This window comes from Vibrio thalassae (genome assembly GCF_900089835.1).
In the GTDB taxonomy this organism is placed as follows: domain Bacteria; phylum Pseudomonadota; class Gammaproteobacteria; order Enterobacterales; family Vibrionaceae; genus Vibrio; species Vibrio thalassae.
Genome location: NZ_OANU01000073.1, coordinates 31982 through 47426, shown reverse-complemented (window position 1 = coordinate 47426; position 15445 = coordinate 31982). Strand labels below are relative to the sequence as shown.

The window sequence follows — 15445 nt, the reverse complement described above, 5'->3', positions numbered from 1 at the left end:
GCTAATTAATAATATTTATTCATATTCATGCAATATAAACCTAATAACTATAGCTTCAATTTATTGAATAAAAACAAAGGCAAAGTCTTAATACACAACATTATGTAACGCCAAAAGAAGGGCGTATAAATGATACTTTTCCCATATTCAATTGCCTTAACAATATCTTTTGCCACTGTATCTGTCGACGCAGTTAACCGCTCTGGTAAATCTAGAGACTGTGTCATTGGAGTTGCTACAAACCCTGGTCTAATATCTAATACGCTTACATTAGACTGTTTCATCCGCACACGAAGTCCACTTATGAAGGTACTTACTGCTGCTTTGCTTGAACCGTATACATAATTTGATGCTCGACCTCGATCACCTGCGACCGACGTAATAACAGCAATAGTCCCTCTCTGTCGAGCCTCCATCTTATTTGAGATCAAAGTAAGTAAAGCAAGTGTACTTACCGTGTTTGTATTGAACTCTTTGACCAAGAGATTTACATCTCCCTCACACTTTTTCTGTTCCGGTAGAGTACCATGAGCGATCAGTGCAATATCTATATCGCCAATTGATTTGTGCACACTGTCGAGCATAGTTTCATGATTTGCCAAATCGTTAACGTCTAACTCAAAAGTAGCTACCTTCTCCGCACCACGCGCAGTCAAATCACTCGCAATTGTGGTTAATTTTTTACCATCTCGCGCTACCAGAAATAATCGGTTTCTTCTTTGAGCATACTTCCTCGCTACCGCTAAAGCCATACCTGATGTAGCGCCAATAATTAATATATTCTTCATTATCTTGTTACTCTATGCCAAAATTTAGACATTATTCTAGGATCGCGAAATCCTTCAACAATTTCCCAGTTAGAATAAGAATCCCTAAAAAATTCACCACTCATGTGAGCATCTTTTGCGGGATACAATCGACCGCCAGCTTGAGAAACTATGCTGTCTAATTGGTCAAACAACTGATTAGTTTTTCCTTTAACTTGCGGAAAATCAAGCGCTAAGGTTGCACCTTCCATAGGAAATGAGAGAATTCCAGGAGAATTAATATCTCCACATCTTTTTAGTACCGCTAAAAAGGAACCAAAACCTTTTGTCGAAATTGTAGTTAGGATTTCTTTCATTGCATCCTGAGCGTTGTTTTCGGGAATAACGCATTGGTATTGTTGAAACCCTGATTTTCCATAAATACGATTCCACTCTGTTATTGAGTCTAATGGATAAAAGAATGGCTCGTAACTAACCAACTTGTTAACCTTTTTACTTAACTGTTTATTATAGTAAAAAGCATTAAATGCCTTCAAAGTTAGTGGATTCACTAAAGAAAAAGGGAGGTCGACTGGAACACTAAGCTTTGTACTTTTCGGTAACTCTAACGTTCCTCTCTCCATATGATTGCCGACCATATAAATTCCACGCCCAAGATTAGATCCTTTCGATACACAATCCACCCAAGCGACTGTATAATCAAATTTCTCATCGATCTCTCTTGATAAACTAAAAAAATCATCAAGGTTTGAAAACTTAATATTCTGACTGTCTATCATACTGGAGGAAATGGGCCTCAATTGCAGTTCCACCCAAAGAATAATTCCAGTCAAGCCCAAACCACCGACTGTGGCATTAAATAGTTCTTTATTCTTACTTGCAGAACATTCAACTAAACCCTGTTCTGATCGGTAAAGACCAAACTTTCTTACATGTAAACCAAATGTACCTGCCACATGATGATTTTTTCCATGGACATCATTAGCTACAGCTCCACCTAGAGTAATAAGCTTGGTTCCGGGCGTCGAAGCTAAAAACCATCCTCTTGGTACCGACAGCTCTAATATTTCACTCAGAAGAACTCCCGCTTCAGCCCGTATGATTCCTGTTTCCCAATCGACTGACAAGAAACGATTTGAGTTTCTCACTCCGAAAGCGTTCCCATTTTCTGATAGGCAGCTATCCCCATAACTTCGACCATTACCAAATGGGAGATAAGTTTCGTCAAAACTATCAATCACCGTCGGTATTTGAGTCAACCAGTCTATCGGTTGAACACTATTCTTACTATAGGGGAAGCGACCCCAAGAGCCAATTTTCATTATATAGCCATCCAAAACACTAAAATAAACAATACGCCAACTATTTGACTCACCCTATCTTTCAAAGCAAAAACTACAGGGTCATCATTCATAAGCCCACGATGTGTAACAATCCATGTCCTACTAATCCAAAAAAGGAGTAAGGGACAAGCAGCCCAGATTAGCGTTGGATAGTGATACATAGAAGCGGTCAAAGGCTCGTTAATATAAAGGGATAAAACCAATACGGAAAGGTACCCTGATGCAGTTCCTAATGACGACAATAACTCAAGGTCAGAAGGTTGGTATCCCCTGCCTCTTGTTTTAGTCAAACCAAGTTGCTTCGCTTCGTACAACTCGGCGTAACGTTTGACCATTGCTAAACTCAAGAATATAAACATAGAAAACGCGAGCAACCAAAAAGTTAATTCTAATCCAAGAACCACACCACCTGCGACAATTCTAACCGTATATAACATCGCGAGAGTAATTACATCAACCATTACCATCTTTTTAAGTTTAAAAGAGTACGCCAGTGTTAATAAATAGTACGATAGCAGCACAAAAAAGAAGTTTGGCGGAAGTAATACTATTGATAAAACAAACACAGCTAACAAGATCAAAGGAACAGCAAAGATTCCAAACCTTACATCCAAATCTCCCGAAGCAAAAGGTCTATTGCATTTAGTTTTGTGATGTCTATCATCTTCTAGATCTAGAAGATCGTTAAGCAAATAAACCGTTGATGCACAGAGACTAAAGATTAAGAAGGCGAATAAAACCGTTGTTAGCATCTCGAAGTTCATTAGATAGTGAGACGCTGCTAATGGGACGAAAATTAGCACATTCTTCGCCCACTGATGTACACGTAGTGCTTTGACGAGTGTTCTTAAAAAAGAAGGACGTGTGTCGATAATTTTTGAAACGTTAGCTATACGACGAGCTTTTTCTAAAACACCTCTGTCTGGATTTACAACGATAGCTTCACTCGCCTTCTCCCATACTTGGATATCGGCTTCTGAATTACCTATATAATCGAAACCCTTTTCACCGAATTGTTCGACTAGCCGTTTAGCTTTAACTTTAGAAGCAAGATTTATTTCTTTATCACTAGCGAGAACTAAATCAAAAGCCTTCGTAAAATCAGAAATTTGATTAGCATATCTAATATTAGACGCTGTCGCTAAAATTATTTTCCGACCTTTTTTTCTTTCTAGAACTATATAATCCAAAACGTCATTATTATAAGGCAGCACTGACACATCAATATCAACTACGCTGGCTATTTTTGACTTTAACTGGCTTTTTCCTTTAAATAAATACCTTATAAAGACCAAAAAATTAAATATGTTACTCTTTAGAAAAAGAAACAATGACTCTATCAAAAGGTCACTCTTTATTAATGTTCCGTCTAGGTCAACTACAAGCGGTTTCAACTTTTCCATTACATTAGCCAAAATTTAAAATTACTGTAAATATAAGCAACCATGAAAGAGAAATTTAGCTGCTACTAAAACAACAGCATAGTTATCAATTTCCTATGCCGTCCTAAAGATCTATTTATTAACGTAAGGAATAAATAAATCACAACCATATATAGGTAAATGTTCCCAGTTTTGGTTATCGGACCAGCTCGTCAAATCACTCAATTTAGGTAAATCGACTCTTGGACAGTAAACTACGGCCCCAAGTTTGCCTGGTTGAGCACCAAGCTCAGGATTAACAGAAATCTTATTGTAATCCTTATACCACTTTGGAACAGCAAAACCTTTTCTCTCAGAATAATAAGGATATACCGAGCTCCAATCATCACCAAAAATAACAATCTGGGCGTCTTTTTCTGTACGTTCCTTTATTACTTTAGCAATTGCTAGTTGAGTTTCTGTTTTGTCGGTAAAATTCCGTTTCATCATTGTAGACAGCTCGGAAGTTTGGAACAATATGATATTAACTAGGATAAGTACAATCGTAACAGCAAGCATCCACTTATTACCAATAGGCAAATAGACAACTGAAATGGATACCGCAGCTAATAAATATATAACGTTAGCTGTTTGATAGTAGTCGTGGACATAGTGCAAGTTTGTATAAGTATAAATTGGAGCAAGACCAAATAAAATCGAGACTAAAATCAATACTGTAACTTTGCGATTACGGCGCCAGTTATAAAATATAGCGCATAGAGTGACTATCCAACCTAATCCTAGAAAAAAATTGTGCTTTGTAATCCTAGATAACAAAACCAGATTATTAAACTCATATGAAAAACGTTGAGACAGTGTTCCCCAGTTCCAATTTGATAACGACGAAGATGTAATCTGAGAACCAAATACAGATAGGTTTTTTATTTGGTCCGTATAAGAAACCCATAGAACTGTGATTAGAATTGGTACCACTAACATCAAACTAGCACGTAAAACTCTCTTGACATAGACATCAGATAAAACCGAAGAAAATCCACTTTGTCGTCCTAGAGCTATTAAATAAACTAGAAAACAAAGACCAATTGCGATAAATAAAGGTGATGGCGTAGTAGATTTCTGTAACAATCCTAATGTGATAAAAAATATAAATTTAGCATATCCTCTACCATTAACACATATATTAACAAAGTAGTTAATTGCAGCAATCGTGAAAAAAAGTGCAGCAGTCTCTATCATATAAGTCCTTGACCAATACAAATAGATAGGAGATGTTACTAAGAGTGCAGAAAAGACTAAAGACACCCTGCTATCAATATCTAATTTTTTAAAGATAGAGTTAGTATAAGGTAGTATTAATAACAAAAATAAATAAGAAATCAACCTTCCGCTCGTATCAAGACCAACACCTGTTGAATTTGAAAAAAGAGCTACAATAGCCTGATAAATAGGGAATTCAAATGGTATCGACCAAGGATAACCACCAACAGGAGTTTCATAAAAATTGATAATTCCGTTTTTGATTAGCCAATAAGATGTCAAAGCAGTCTGTGTTTGTCTAAAACTGTAGAAGTCTAATAATGGTTGATCCGCGTAATACAAAGCATAAAATGTGGCATATGCAATGCACAAACAAGCTAAAAAGAACAAGGCCGCAGTGGAAGTAAACCATTTATTTTCACTAATATTAAAATTCATGTTAAATCCAATATTCCTTAATATGATATTCTTCTAACACTTCAGAGAGCCCTTGGATCAGACTCACTGTAGGACTCCAACCTAAGGTTTTTTTTGCATAATCATTAGAAAGGCACACTCTAGGTATATCTACTTTCCTAGAAGGTAAATACTTGACTATAGCTTTCTTTCCGCTAACCTTTTCGATCGTCTTAATTATTTCATTGAGACTGACTGACGCCATAGAACCAATATTAATTACCTCATTTCTACTTTGTAAATGCATTACTTTTTCCATAGCAGAAACCAAATCTGAGGTATATATAAAATCCCTTTCAATACTGCCATCACCCCATATTTCAATAGATTTATCATTCATAATTCTATGACAAAATATAGGTATGGCTCCCTGCATTTTTTCTATTGATTGGTATTTACCATAAGGATTAGAAATCCTTAGTGAATACGTGCTCAATCCATGAAGGTTTGAATATAGTGATAGGTATTTTTCTATCGCCAACTTCACTATTCCGTAAGAGCAATTTGGATTCGTTTCATGAAACTCATCCACAATCGGGTCATTTGATGGTCCATATATCGTCCCTCCAGATGAAGTAAAAATGAATTTGCTAACACCTGCTTCGACAGCATAATTTAAAAGAGCCAGACTACCTATCAAGTTACTCTCTATATCGAAAACTATATCACTATTCGATGTCTGAGGTATTGTTGTTGATGCTAAGTGATATACGACATCAACCTCCAAAAATGATGATTTTACTGCAGGATTGCTCTGGTCAAGAAAACTACCTTCAATAAATTCAACATCACGAGGTAACCAGTCTGGCTTGCGAATATCAAGTACTTTTAGTTTATAGTCACCGATTTGAAAAAGGTACATAACCAAATGCCGACCTATAAACCCTCCCCCACCAACAATTAAGACATTTTTCATGAGTCAACCTCTTCGCTAATATATATATCTTGCATCCTTTCAAATAGAACATTGGGGCTAAACTTATCTTTTATATCAGCGACAGCTACAGAGTAATCTTTTTCACTATTAGCAACACTTAAAATCAAATTAGCCAATTCACCAGTATTAATCTGCCAATTATCTAATTCAAACAATTCTCCTGCAAAAAAATCTCCGTTTCTGCTAGAGAGCATATTCTTAATTTCTCCTATATTGGATGCAAGCATAGGAGTACCCGTTCTTATACAATCGATTATAACTAATGGGTAGCTTTCACCTTTGAATTTACTTGGTAGAAAGCCGATATCTGCCATAGAAAAGTAATCTCTGATATTATTCGCAAATCCAAGCAAACGTATGTTTGGATGAAGAGTAACTTTACTTAATCTATCTTTCTCTGGTCCATCTCCTATCATCAATAGGTAAATTTCTTTTGGACTGTTTTTAATTGCTACCGTAACGGCATCGACTGCTTCTTGCCAACCTTTATCCGGTATCGCCCTAGAGACCAAACATAGCACAAAAGCGCTTTCAGGTATGCCAAGGCTATGCCTTTCTATTGTATTAATAGGTAGATCTTGTAGTGCGTTCTCTACCTTCACTAGTTTTTTACTTTCTTGTAGGCCTAACTCTACTAGTGGTTGAAGATTTTTTTCTGCGGCATATACCAATCTATGTGCCTTGTCATGAAGTCGAAGAACAATCTTGTCCTTCACATTGTCGTCAAGCATTTCATACATGCCATGCATAGATACAACATGCTTCGCTTTCTTGTTATTTTTGATTGAAGTAGAATCTAATAGATCAATAATATTCATATCAACCCAAGCATGGTGACTATGGATGACATCAATATCAAAGTCTCTTACTATGCCGTTTATTTCGAATATATTATTGACAACTGGTATATCCGGAGATAGTAGCTTTCGAATACCAGGATTAGTTTTTGCTTCGTTGCAGTTTAGGAAAGTAACAGTGAATCCATTGTTTTTAAACAAGTTTGCAAGTTGTATGGGAAAAGTCTCGCCACCACCGGAAACAAACGCGTACCCTACCATCAATATTTTTGGCTTTTTGTTGTTCCGAACTTCTTGTAAAAATACTTTATCTTCATAGATAGCTTCAATATCTTCCAGTTTTATATCAGTATTTATCGACTTAAAATGCGAGGTAATAGAAGAAATATGCGCTGATATTTCATCATCAGATACCGTATATATATTTAGAATCCTAGTAAGAACAACGTAATGTTCTTCATAGAATTTTCTAAGTTTATGTGATGTCACTGAAATGTTGCCATCATGTTGCCTATAATAATTAGTTGGTGCCGTTTGATATGCAATACATCCTCCCTTAGCTATCTCTGCATAAAATACCCAGTCTCCACATACCTTCATTTGACGCCAAGACTCGTCCTCTAAAAGAGTTAACTTATGCGGTTTTCTAAACATAGCACTACTTACATTAGGTATGATATTCTTTCTAGTAAAACCATTTTCAAACAAGTATTGTGAGGGAAGTACAAAATCATTTTCCACATTAATAGTATCTATATCGAAGAGATACTCATTAAGACTCCAAATTTCCTCTTCATTTCTTACAAAAATTGTATTAGAAAAAGCGAGCATTACTGACTCATCCTCGAACGTAGATACCAAGCTCGCTACAAAATCATAGGAACAAAAGTCATCACTTTCTGCAATCCAAATAAGCTCTCCTCTTGCAAGTAGTAAACCTTTATTCCATTGTTTAAAAACACTCCCTGAATTACTTTCATTAACTACAAGCCTAGTTTTATCACTATGAATTTCTGCATATTCACTTAGTATCTCTCTACTTCTATCTGTCGATACATCATCTAGTAGTATGACCTCATAATTTTTGTATGTTTGTTTATATATACTTTCCAGTCTTTCCCTGAGATATGGCTCATGATTATAATTAGGAACGATAATAGAAACTAATGGCTCAAATATCTCATCGGTATTATTTTCTTTTATAAAGTAGTTATTGTGACTACAATGGATTGAGCTATACTTTGCCTTTTTCCTATAAATTAGTGATCTAATTAGCAAATTTACATATACTAACGGTTTTAAGATAACCTTCACTACAGGATACTTATTACAAGTCCTAGTATAGTGAGGTCTAATTAATCTAATCATAGAAAAATAATTTTTGCTGATAATTGACATTATGTAGCTAGCAAATCCATTAATCTTGCTCTTAATCTTCTTCTTTATTTTTAACACATTAATTAGCCTATATAATGGTAAGTTATTAGCATTTAGTATGCTTATTTTATAGCTCTCATTGGTCTTGTAATTTTCCACGACCGAGAGTTATAGACAGATTCCAGTTCACTTTTCAAATGATTAAGATCTGCATATTGAGAACTGATTTTTTCTAATAAATCTTCTCTTTCAGCTTCTAAAATCTGTTTCTCATAATTTGCTATAGTACTTGTGCCAAGACCACCAAAGAAATCGACTAAGGTCTCTTGAACCTCTTTGGAGTTAGAGTTCAACCAATCAAAGCTATAGCTACCATCATCAAAAGGAATCTGAAGAACTCCTAAACCATGTGAGTGAACAAACTCAATATTATTAGGGTACTGTTTTGTTAACTCACCCCATAGCTTCCAAACACCAAACTCACGTTCCCTAACAACCGTATCATGAAATAAAATGATAGCTCCTGGTGCAAGCTTAGGTAACCAAGTTTCAAAGTCATGTTTGACAGCTTCGTAAGTATGTAGACCGTCGATGTGTAAAAGATCTATCGATTTATCCGCAAAGTTATTTGCTGCTTCATCAAAAGTCGTTCTTAATAAGTATGAGAACTTAGAGTAGTGATCTTTATTGTGTTTACTTACATAATTGTACACAGATTCATCATAATTACCGGCATGCTCATCACCTTGCCATGTATCTACTGCATAACAAACCGTTTCTTTATTTGATTCAACTATCGTTTGGCATATTGAGAAATATGAGTTGCCTGAATGAGTCCCCAACTCTACATATAACTTCGGCGACATCTGTTTCACAAGCCAGGAAGCAAAAGGAATATGTCCCATCCAGGCAGATGGGGATTGAAGTGATCTAGGCTTAAATTTCGTTGTTGCTGCTAAGTCTTTATTAAAATACATCATTATTCCTCAAAATCTTTTAGTTCTATATTCTGCATTGGTATAGCTACTATACCTGTTGATACACTAGACGAATCTGCTTTAAAAATTAGCGCATCGTGCATCCACTGAAGTTGAACATGCTCTTGTTGTGTACCATCTGCTAGGCCAATAGTAATACTATAATCACCGGCAGGTAGCCTTGGCATATGAAAACTAAATTCAGCAAGAAAGCGATCACCGTTCTGATAGTTATAACTCTTGTCAATACAAGAAATATAGGTATTTTCCCCAAAAATAGCTTGGCCGAATTGATTATTAACAAAAAAGCCTACAATTGGGCTTTTAATATTCGATAGCGCTAGCATTTCTATTTTCAAAGAAACCTTTTCTCCTCCTACACACCAAGACAAAGGTCTAGTATTTGTATCGATTAAAGCTACATTAATAATTTTAGCTCCACCAGTACCAAATGAATCTGCATTTTCATCAAACTCAAATATCTTTAAGTCATTTCTAAGGTTACTACTGTTAATAAAGTCATCTCTTTGATCATAGTACTCCACATCGATTTTCGATTCCGATGTAGAATATATATCATCATTTTTAACTTCAGTAACTTGCTGTTCATCATACAACTTCTGATGATATCTTTCACAAACTTCCTTAGGAGAGCCGTCCTCAACAAGCTTACCTTGATTAATCCAAATTACACGGTCGCAAAGACTCTTAACTGCAGCTGTATCATGACTAACAAACAGAATGGTTCCTGTTTGCATGAATTTTCTTAAGAAACGCATACATTTTTGTGTGAAAAATGCATCTCCTACAGCAAGAGCTTCATCTATCACTAATATATCAGCATCAACATGAGCAATAACGGCAAAAGCTAACCTTACCATCATACCACTGGAATAGCTCTTCACTGGCTGATGAATAAAGTCTCCAATATCAGCAAATTTGACGATATCATCATATCTTTCTAAAATATCTTGTTTAGTCAATCCCAAGATAGTTGCATTCATAAAAATGTTATCATGACCAGTGAACTCAGGGTTAAAACCAGACCCTAATTCAAGTAGGGCAGCAACTCTTCCCTGAACTTTAATTTCTCCACTCGTTGGCCATAATGTACCACAGATCATTTGAAGCAAGGTCGATTTTCCAGAGCCATTTCTTCCAATGATCCCTACTGTTTCACCTCGATATATATTAAAGTCAATGTCACTTAACGCTGAAAATTCACTATAATATTGCTGACAGTCTTGATTTAGCAGTTTTTTGAACTTAGGAATCACTAACTGCTTAAGCCTGGAACTAGGTTTATCATATACGTGATAGCACTTGCTGACTTTCTCTACACTTATTACTGGGTTAGAGGACATCAGAAAACCCCTTTCTTGATTTTTGGAAACAAAAATAACCTACATAGCAAACTATACTTGAGCAAAAAGTATACCCAATGACTAGTTTGTAATTAGGAAACTCGCCATAAAAAGCAACAGCTCTAACTTGTTCAATAATGATAGTGAGGGGGTTTAGATATAGAATTTTTTGGTATATTTCAGGCAAAGCAGATATCGGATAAAAAATAGGAGACATAAATAACATAGTTGTTATTAAGATAGAAACCAGTTGATTAACATCCCTAATGTAAGTTCCTATTGCGCTTAGAAACCAAGTCAAGCCCTGAACCATTAGTAATAAAGGTAGTATTACAATAGGAACTAACAATATTGTAGCACTAGGTATTCCGTACAATGCAATATAGGCAAGCATCCACACCAGAAAACTTACTATACCATGAAATAATGAAGAACCTGTATTAACCCACGCTAAAGCTTCTAGTGGATATACTACTTTCTTCACATAGTTTGGGTTAATTAATATTGAGGTAGGTGCTTTGGATATAGCCTCAGAAAATATATTAAAAACAATAAGGCCACAGAATAGTATCAGTGCAAATTCAGCTTTACTTTCACCTCCTCCATCACCCCACTTAGCTTTAAAAACCACGCTAAACACAAATGTGTAAACTAAAAGCATAAAGATAGGATTAACAAACGACCATAGTATACCTAATAAGGAGCCCTTGTAACGTCCAACGATTTCACGTTTAATTGACGTAATTATTAAGTTTCGATTCGCGATAAAACTACTGGCAATACTTTTAATAGAAATGGGAAATTCCTGCATTAAAGGGGCTCCACGTTAAAGAAAGATATTCCATTCTTATCTTTTTCAGAAAGTTGAATTTCACCCTCTATTGGCCATTGAATATCAAGACTAGCATCATTCCATATAATTGTATTTTCATAATCAGGGTTGTAATAATCAGTACATTTGTAAACAAATTCAGCTGATTCACTCGTGACGTAGAAACCATGAGCAAAACCTGCTGGGACCCATAGCTGACGTTTATTCGTCTCTGACAGAATAACCCCTACCCACTGGCCATATGTCAACGAATTTTTGCGTATATCAACTGCGACATCGAAAACTTCTCCTGATACAACTCTTACCAATTTACCTTGAGTATTTTTTGTTTGGTAATGTAAGCCTCTTAATATTCCTTTCTTTGATTTAGAGTGATTATCTTGAACAAAGACTGTTGGTTCCCCTCCAGTTACTAGCTGTTCAAATTTCTTTTGTTGCCATGTTTCCATAAAAAAACCACGTTCATCGCCAAATACTTGTGGTTCTATGATTTTTACATCTGGGATTTTAGTATCAATTACTTTCATTGTTTGTATTCCGCAATATTGGTCAATGCGAATTTCCAATCACTCGGTGTTACTCCGAATACAGACTCTATTTTGCTGCAATCTAATCGCGAGTTGGCAGGTCTTGGTGCAGGAAGTGGGTATTGTTCTGCTGTTATCTCGTTTACTTTTGGAACACTCTTCAAGACATTGTGAACTTGTACTTGCGAAAAGATCTCACAAGCAAATTCATACCAACTAACATGAGGAGCACCCGAAAAGTGGTAGACACCTGAAAGATCGCTATTGGATTCAGCAAACTTGTCCATCATGACGATAAGCGCATCTGCAATATCACCTGCGTAAGTTGGACCACCAAACTGATCTCCAATAATACCCAATTCTGGTCTATCCGCTCCAAGTTTCAACATAGTCTTGACGAAGTTGTTTCCAACTTCCCCAAATACCCAAGCGGTACGCAAAATTGCATAAAGGGAGCAATGCTCTTCTACCGCCTGCTCTCCAGCTAACTTACTCTTTCCATAAACGCCTTGGGGACCTGTAACATCATTTTCGTTGTAAGGATCTTGCTTAGTACCATCAAAGACATAGTCAGTCGAAATATGTAGCAGTAACGCATCGATTGCTTTTGCCGCTTTGGCTAAATAAAGAGGACCTTCATAATTAATGGCATAACTCTGGTCGATATCAGTTTCAGCTTTGTCTACAGCAGTATGAGCTGCAGCATTAATAATGACACTGGGTTTTAGCTGAGCAATAATCGTACTGACTTGCTCTGAATTCGTAATATCTAAATCTTCTCGGTCATAAGCAATAACCTCAACACCTGTTCGTTTGTTTAGACGTTGAACTAGACAGTATCCGACCTGTCCGTGACAGCCCGTAATTAAGATCTTCATTATTTGGCTGCTCTCTTTTTCTTTTCCGTGACAAGACGGTTTAAATACTGACCATATTCATTTTTAAGCATAGGTTTCGCTATTTCTATCAGCTGTTCATCAGGAAGCCACTGATTCTGCCAAGCGATCTCTTCGAGACAAGCTACTTTTAGACCTTGAACATGCTCAATTGTCTGAACAAAAGAGGACGCTTCATGAAGGCTTTCATGAGTCCCCGTATCTAACCAAGCAAAACCACGTCCAAGTAGTTCAACATTCAAAGAGCCATCATTTAGGTACATCTCATTTAACGTGGTAATCTCTAGCTCTCCACGCTCTGATGGCTTAACTTGCTTAGCCATTTCAACTACACGATTATCGTAAAAGTATAAACCTGTAACAGCATAATCAGATTTTGGTTCAACTGGCTTTTCTTCTATCGAAATCGCTTTCATCTCAGCATCGAATTCGACAACACCAAATCGTTCAGGGTCTTTTACTTTATAGCCAAATACTGTTGCAAGCCCTTTGGCTGTCAACTCTCGAGCATTTTGCAATTGCTTACTGAACGCTTGGCCGTAGAAGATGTTGTCTCCAAGGACCAAGCATACTGAATCATTGCCAATAAACTCTTCACCAATTATAAAGGCTTGAGCTAAACCATCTGGGCTAGGTTGAACCGCAAACTCCAGATTAATACCAAAATCACTTCCATCTCCAAGCAGGCGCTTAAAGCCTTCTTGGTCTTCTGGAGTAGTGATAATGAGGATATCGCGAATGCCCGCTAACATAAGTGTTGATATTGGATAGAACACCATCGGTTTGTCGTATACAGGCAAGAGTTGCTTTGATACACCACGAGTCAGTGGGTAGAGACGAGTACCGGAGCCACCAGCTAAAATAATACCTTTCATCTTATTTCTCTGCTCCTAAACGCTCAAGACTGTATGAACCATCCAATACACGGCTCCACCACTGTTTATTGTTCAGGTACCATTCCACCGTTTTCCGGATGCCAGTCTCAAACGTTTCTTCTGGTTTCCAGCCCAACTCGCGTTCAATTTTTGATGCATCAATAGCATAACGGACATCGTGTCCTGGTCGGTCTGTCACGTAAGTGATTAGTTCCTCATAAGCGTTAACACCCGCTGGTTTATTTGGAACCAGTTCTTCGAGCAGAGAACAAATAGTCTTAACGACTTCGATATTCGCCTTCTCATTGTGACCACCAATATTATAGGTTTCACCAATTTTGCCCTCAGTGACTACTTTGTAGAGCGCTCTTGCATGGTCTTCTACAAATAGCCAATCGCGGATCTGCATTCCATCACCATAAACAGGCAGTGATTTTCCATCTAACGCATTCAAGATCATTAATGGGATAAGTTTTTCAGGGAAATGATACGGGCCGTAGTTGTTAGAGCAATTTGTTACAATTGTTGGCAGACCATACGTTCTTAGCCATGCTCTAACCAGATGATCACTCGATGCTTTTGAAGCCGAGTATGGCGATGACGGCTCGTACGATGTCTCTTCTGTAAATAAGTCGTCAGTACCTTCTAAATCGCCATACACTTCGTCGGTCGAGATATGGTGGAAACGGAAGGTTTCTTTCTTATCTTGATTTAGCGTATTCCAGTAAGCACGTGACGCTTCCAATAACGTGTAGGTACCAACAATGTTGGTTTCAATAAACGCAGCAGGACCATCGATAGAGCGGTCAACGTGAGACTCAGCGGCTAGGTGCATAATAGCATCAGGTTGATGCTCTGCAAAAATTCGATCCAATGCTGCTCGATCACAAATATCAACCTGCTCAAACGCATAGCGCTCATTGGATTGAATATCCTCAAGCGACTCCAGGTTACCTGCGTAAGTTAGGGAGTCGACATTAACAACCTCATCTGAAGTGTCGTTGATAATATGACGAACGACCGCAGAGCCAATAAACCCTGCGCCACCAGTAACAAGTAGTTTCATCAAATATTCCTTAAAATTGAATACGCTACCGCCCTTGAGTCAAGCCCTCAAAAGCTAAGCCTTTATGTTATGAGATAAGTCCTTATGACGTAGCACCACAAAGATAATTTGCGAAGAGTATATAGGAAACCAAGTTCAACTGCGATAGCATACCTGACAAACCAAAGATGAGAAATTCAGCCTCCATTAGACTGGAAACTAACGGCACAGGCGGTTTATTGTATGAGGGAAAAGAAGGTTGCACGGCTAACGACTACCACTGACATCAGGTTGAGCGTAAAAGCATTTATGCTACTAAGTTGCTCTATCGACTGTTTTTTTATGAGTGAAAAGTATTCATATGGCTTTTTTTCACTACAAATTTCCACTTATCCGCGCATTGTTTAGTAAAAAAGTTATCGTTTAACCATGCATCTTTCTCTTGATATCATCGTTATGACGAAAGTTTGACGCTCTTCAACATTACAAAATTATGACCATTTCCGACAAAATAATTAATCTGCAATGATTCATCTCGAACTAAACCCACCTGTGGCCAATCTCAAGGTCACACCACGTAGGCGGGTCGGCTGTTCTCAATTCGTTCCAGAAC

At 37.1% G+C, this 15445-nt stretch carries 13 protein-coding genes; all 13 read right to left on the bottom strand.

Annotation, left to right across the window (positions count from 1 at the left end):
- Positions 1-47: 47 nt before the first annotated feature.
- The gene (locus VTH8203_RS17215) at positions 48-788 is read right to left on the bottom strand and encodes an SDR family oxidoreductase (protein WP_096994772.1); all 741 of its coding nucleotides are present in this window, start codon (positions 786-788) and stop codon (positions 48-50) included.
- Complete coding sequence (locus tag VTH8203_RS17210) at positions 788-2089, bottom strand: FAD-binding oxidoreductase (RefSeq protein ID WP_096994771.1); 1302 nt, start codon at positions 2087-2089, stop codon at positions 788-790. Before VTH8203_RS17210 ends, VTH8203_RS17215 begins: the two co-directional genes overlap by 1 nt.
- Positions 2089-3513 (bottom strand): UbiA family prenyltransferase, encoded by a 1425-nt coding sequence (locus tag VTH8203_RS17205; protein ID WP_096994770.1) that lies wholly within the window; start codon positions 3511-3513, stop codon positions 2089-2091. The genes VTH8203_RS17210 and VTH8203_RS17205 overlap by 1 nt, the downstream gene beginning before the upstream one ends.
- 111 nt (positions 3514-3624) lie before the next feature.
- Positions 3625-5187 carry a glycosyltransferase family protein gene (locus VTH8203_RS17200; RefSeq protein WP_096994769.1) on the bottom strand — a complete coding sequence of 521 codons (1563 nt, stop codon included), beginning with the start codon at positions 5185-5187 and terminating at the stop codon, positions 3625-3627.
- Position 5188: 1 nt separating this feature from the next.
- The gene (locus VTH8203_RS17195; protein WP_096994768.1) at positions 5189-6121 is read right to left on the bottom strand and encodes an NAD-dependent epimerase/dehydratase family protein; all 933 of its coding nucleotides are present in this window, start codon (positions 6119-6121) and stop codon (positions 5189-5191) included.
- A complete protein-coding gene (locus VTH8203_RS17190; RefSeq protein ID WP_158296179.1) occupies positions 6118-8253 on the bottom strand; it encodes a glycosyltransferase in 2136 nt (711 codons plus the stop codon). Before VTH8203_RS17190 ends, VTH8203_RS17195 begins: the two co-directional genes overlap by 4 nt.
- Positions 8254-8438: 185 nt before the next feature.
- Positions 8439-9296 (bottom strand): class I SAM-dependent methyltransferase, encoded by an 858-nt coding sequence (locus VTH8203_RS17185; RefSeq protein WP_096994766.1) that lies wholly within the window; start codon positions 9294-9296, stop codon positions 8439-8441.
- Positions 9296-10657: an ABC transporter ATP-binding protein gene (locus VTH8203_RS17180; protein WP_096994765.1), complete on the bottom strand. Its 1362-nt coding sequence runs from the start codon at positions 10655-10657 to the stop codon at positions 9296-9298. Before VTH8203_RS17180 ends, VTH8203_RS17185 begins: the two co-directional genes overlap by 1 nt.
- Positions 10647-11468: an ABC transporter permease gene (locus VTH8203_RS17175; RefSeq protein ID WP_096994764.1), complete on the bottom strand. Its 822-nt coding sequence runs from the start codon at positions 11466-11468 to the stop codon at positions 10647-10649. Before VTH8203_RS17175 ends, VTH8203_RS17180 begins: the two co-directional genes overlap by 11 nt.
- The gene (gene rfbC / locus VTH8203_RS17170; RefSeq protein ID WP_096994763.1) at positions 11468-12016 is read right to left on the bottom strand and encodes a dTDP-4-dehydrorhamnose 3,5-epimerase; all 549 of its coding nucleotides are present in this window, start codon (positions 12014-12016) and stop codon (positions 11468-11470) included. Before rfbC ends, VTH8203_RS17175 begins: the two co-directional genes overlap by 1 nt.
- On the bottom strand, positions 12013-12894 hold the full coding sequence (gene rfbD, locus VTH8203_RS17165; protein ID WP_096994762.1) for a dTDP-4-dehydrorhamnose reductase: 882 nt from the start codon (positions 12892-12894) through the stop codon (positions 12013-12015). Before rfbD ends, rfbC begins: the two co-directional genes overlap by 4 nt.
- Complete coding sequence (gene rfbA / locus VTH8203_RS17160) at positions 12894-13787, bottom strand: glucose-1-phosphate thymidylyltransferase RfbA (RefSeq protein ID WP_096994761.1); 894 nt, start codon at positions 13785-13787, stop codon at positions 12894-12896. The genes rfbD and rfbA overlap by 1 nt, the downstream gene beginning before the upstream one ends.
- A 1-nt stretch (position 13788) precedes the next feature.
- Positions 13789-14853 (bottom strand): dTDP-glucose 4,6-dehydratase, encoded by a 1065-nt coding sequence (rfbB, locus tag VTH8203_RS17155; protein ID WP_096994760.1) that lies wholly within the window; start codon positions 14851-14853, stop codon positions 13789-13791.
- Positions 14854-15445 lie beyond the last annotated feature (592 nt).

Bases quoted from the DNA above. Each gene is read 5' to 3' on its own strand.
- rfbA (WP_096994761.1), bottom strand. From the start codon at position 13,787: ATGAAAGGTATTATTTTAGCTGGTGGCTCCGGTACTCGTCTCTACCCA.
- VTH8203_RS17195 (WP_096994768.1), bottom strand. From the start codon at position 6,121: ATGAAAAATGTCTTAATTGTTGGTGGGGGAGGGTTTATAGGTCGGCAT.
- rfbB (WP_096994760.1), bottom strand. From the start codon at position 14,853: ATGAAACTACTTGTTACTGGTGGCGCAGGGTTTATTGGCTCTGCGGTC.
- rfbD (WP_096994762.1), bottom strand. From the start codon at position 12,894: ATGAAGATCTTAATTACGGGCTGTCACGGACAGGTCGGATACTGTCTA.
- VTH8203_RS17180 (WP_096994765.1), bottom strand. From the start codon at position 10,657: ATGTCCTCTAACCCAGTAATAAGTGTAGAGAAAGTCAGCAAGTGCTAT.
- rfbC (WP_096994763.1), bottom strand. From the start codon at position 12,016: ATGAAAGTAATTGATACTAAAATCCCAGATGTAAAAATCATAGAACCA.
- VTH8203_RS17185 (WP_096994766.1), bottom strand. From the start codon at position 9,296: ATGATGTATTTTAATAAAGACTTAGCAGCAACAACGAAATTTAAGCCT.
- VTH8203_RS17210 (WP_096994771.1), bottom strand. From the start codon at position 2,089: ATGAAAATTGGCTCTTGGGGTCGCTTCCCCTATAGTAAGAATAGTGTT.
- VTH8203_RS17200 (WP_096994769.1), bottom strand. From the start codon at position 5,187: ATGAATTTTAATATTAGTGAAAATAAATGGTTTACTTCCACTGCGGCC.
- VTH8203_RS17215 (WP_096994772.1), bottom strand. From the start codon at position 788: ATGAAGAATATATTAATTATTGGCGCTACATCAGGTATGGCTTTAGCG.
- VTH8203_RS17175 (WP_096994764.1), bottom strand. From the start codon at position 11,468: ATGCAGGAATTTCCCATTTCTATTAAAAGTATTGCCAGTAGTTTTATC.
- VTH8203_RS17205 (WP_096994770.1), bottom strand. From the start codon at position 3,513: ATGGAAAAGTTGAAACCGCTTGTAGTTGACCTAGACGGAACATTAATA.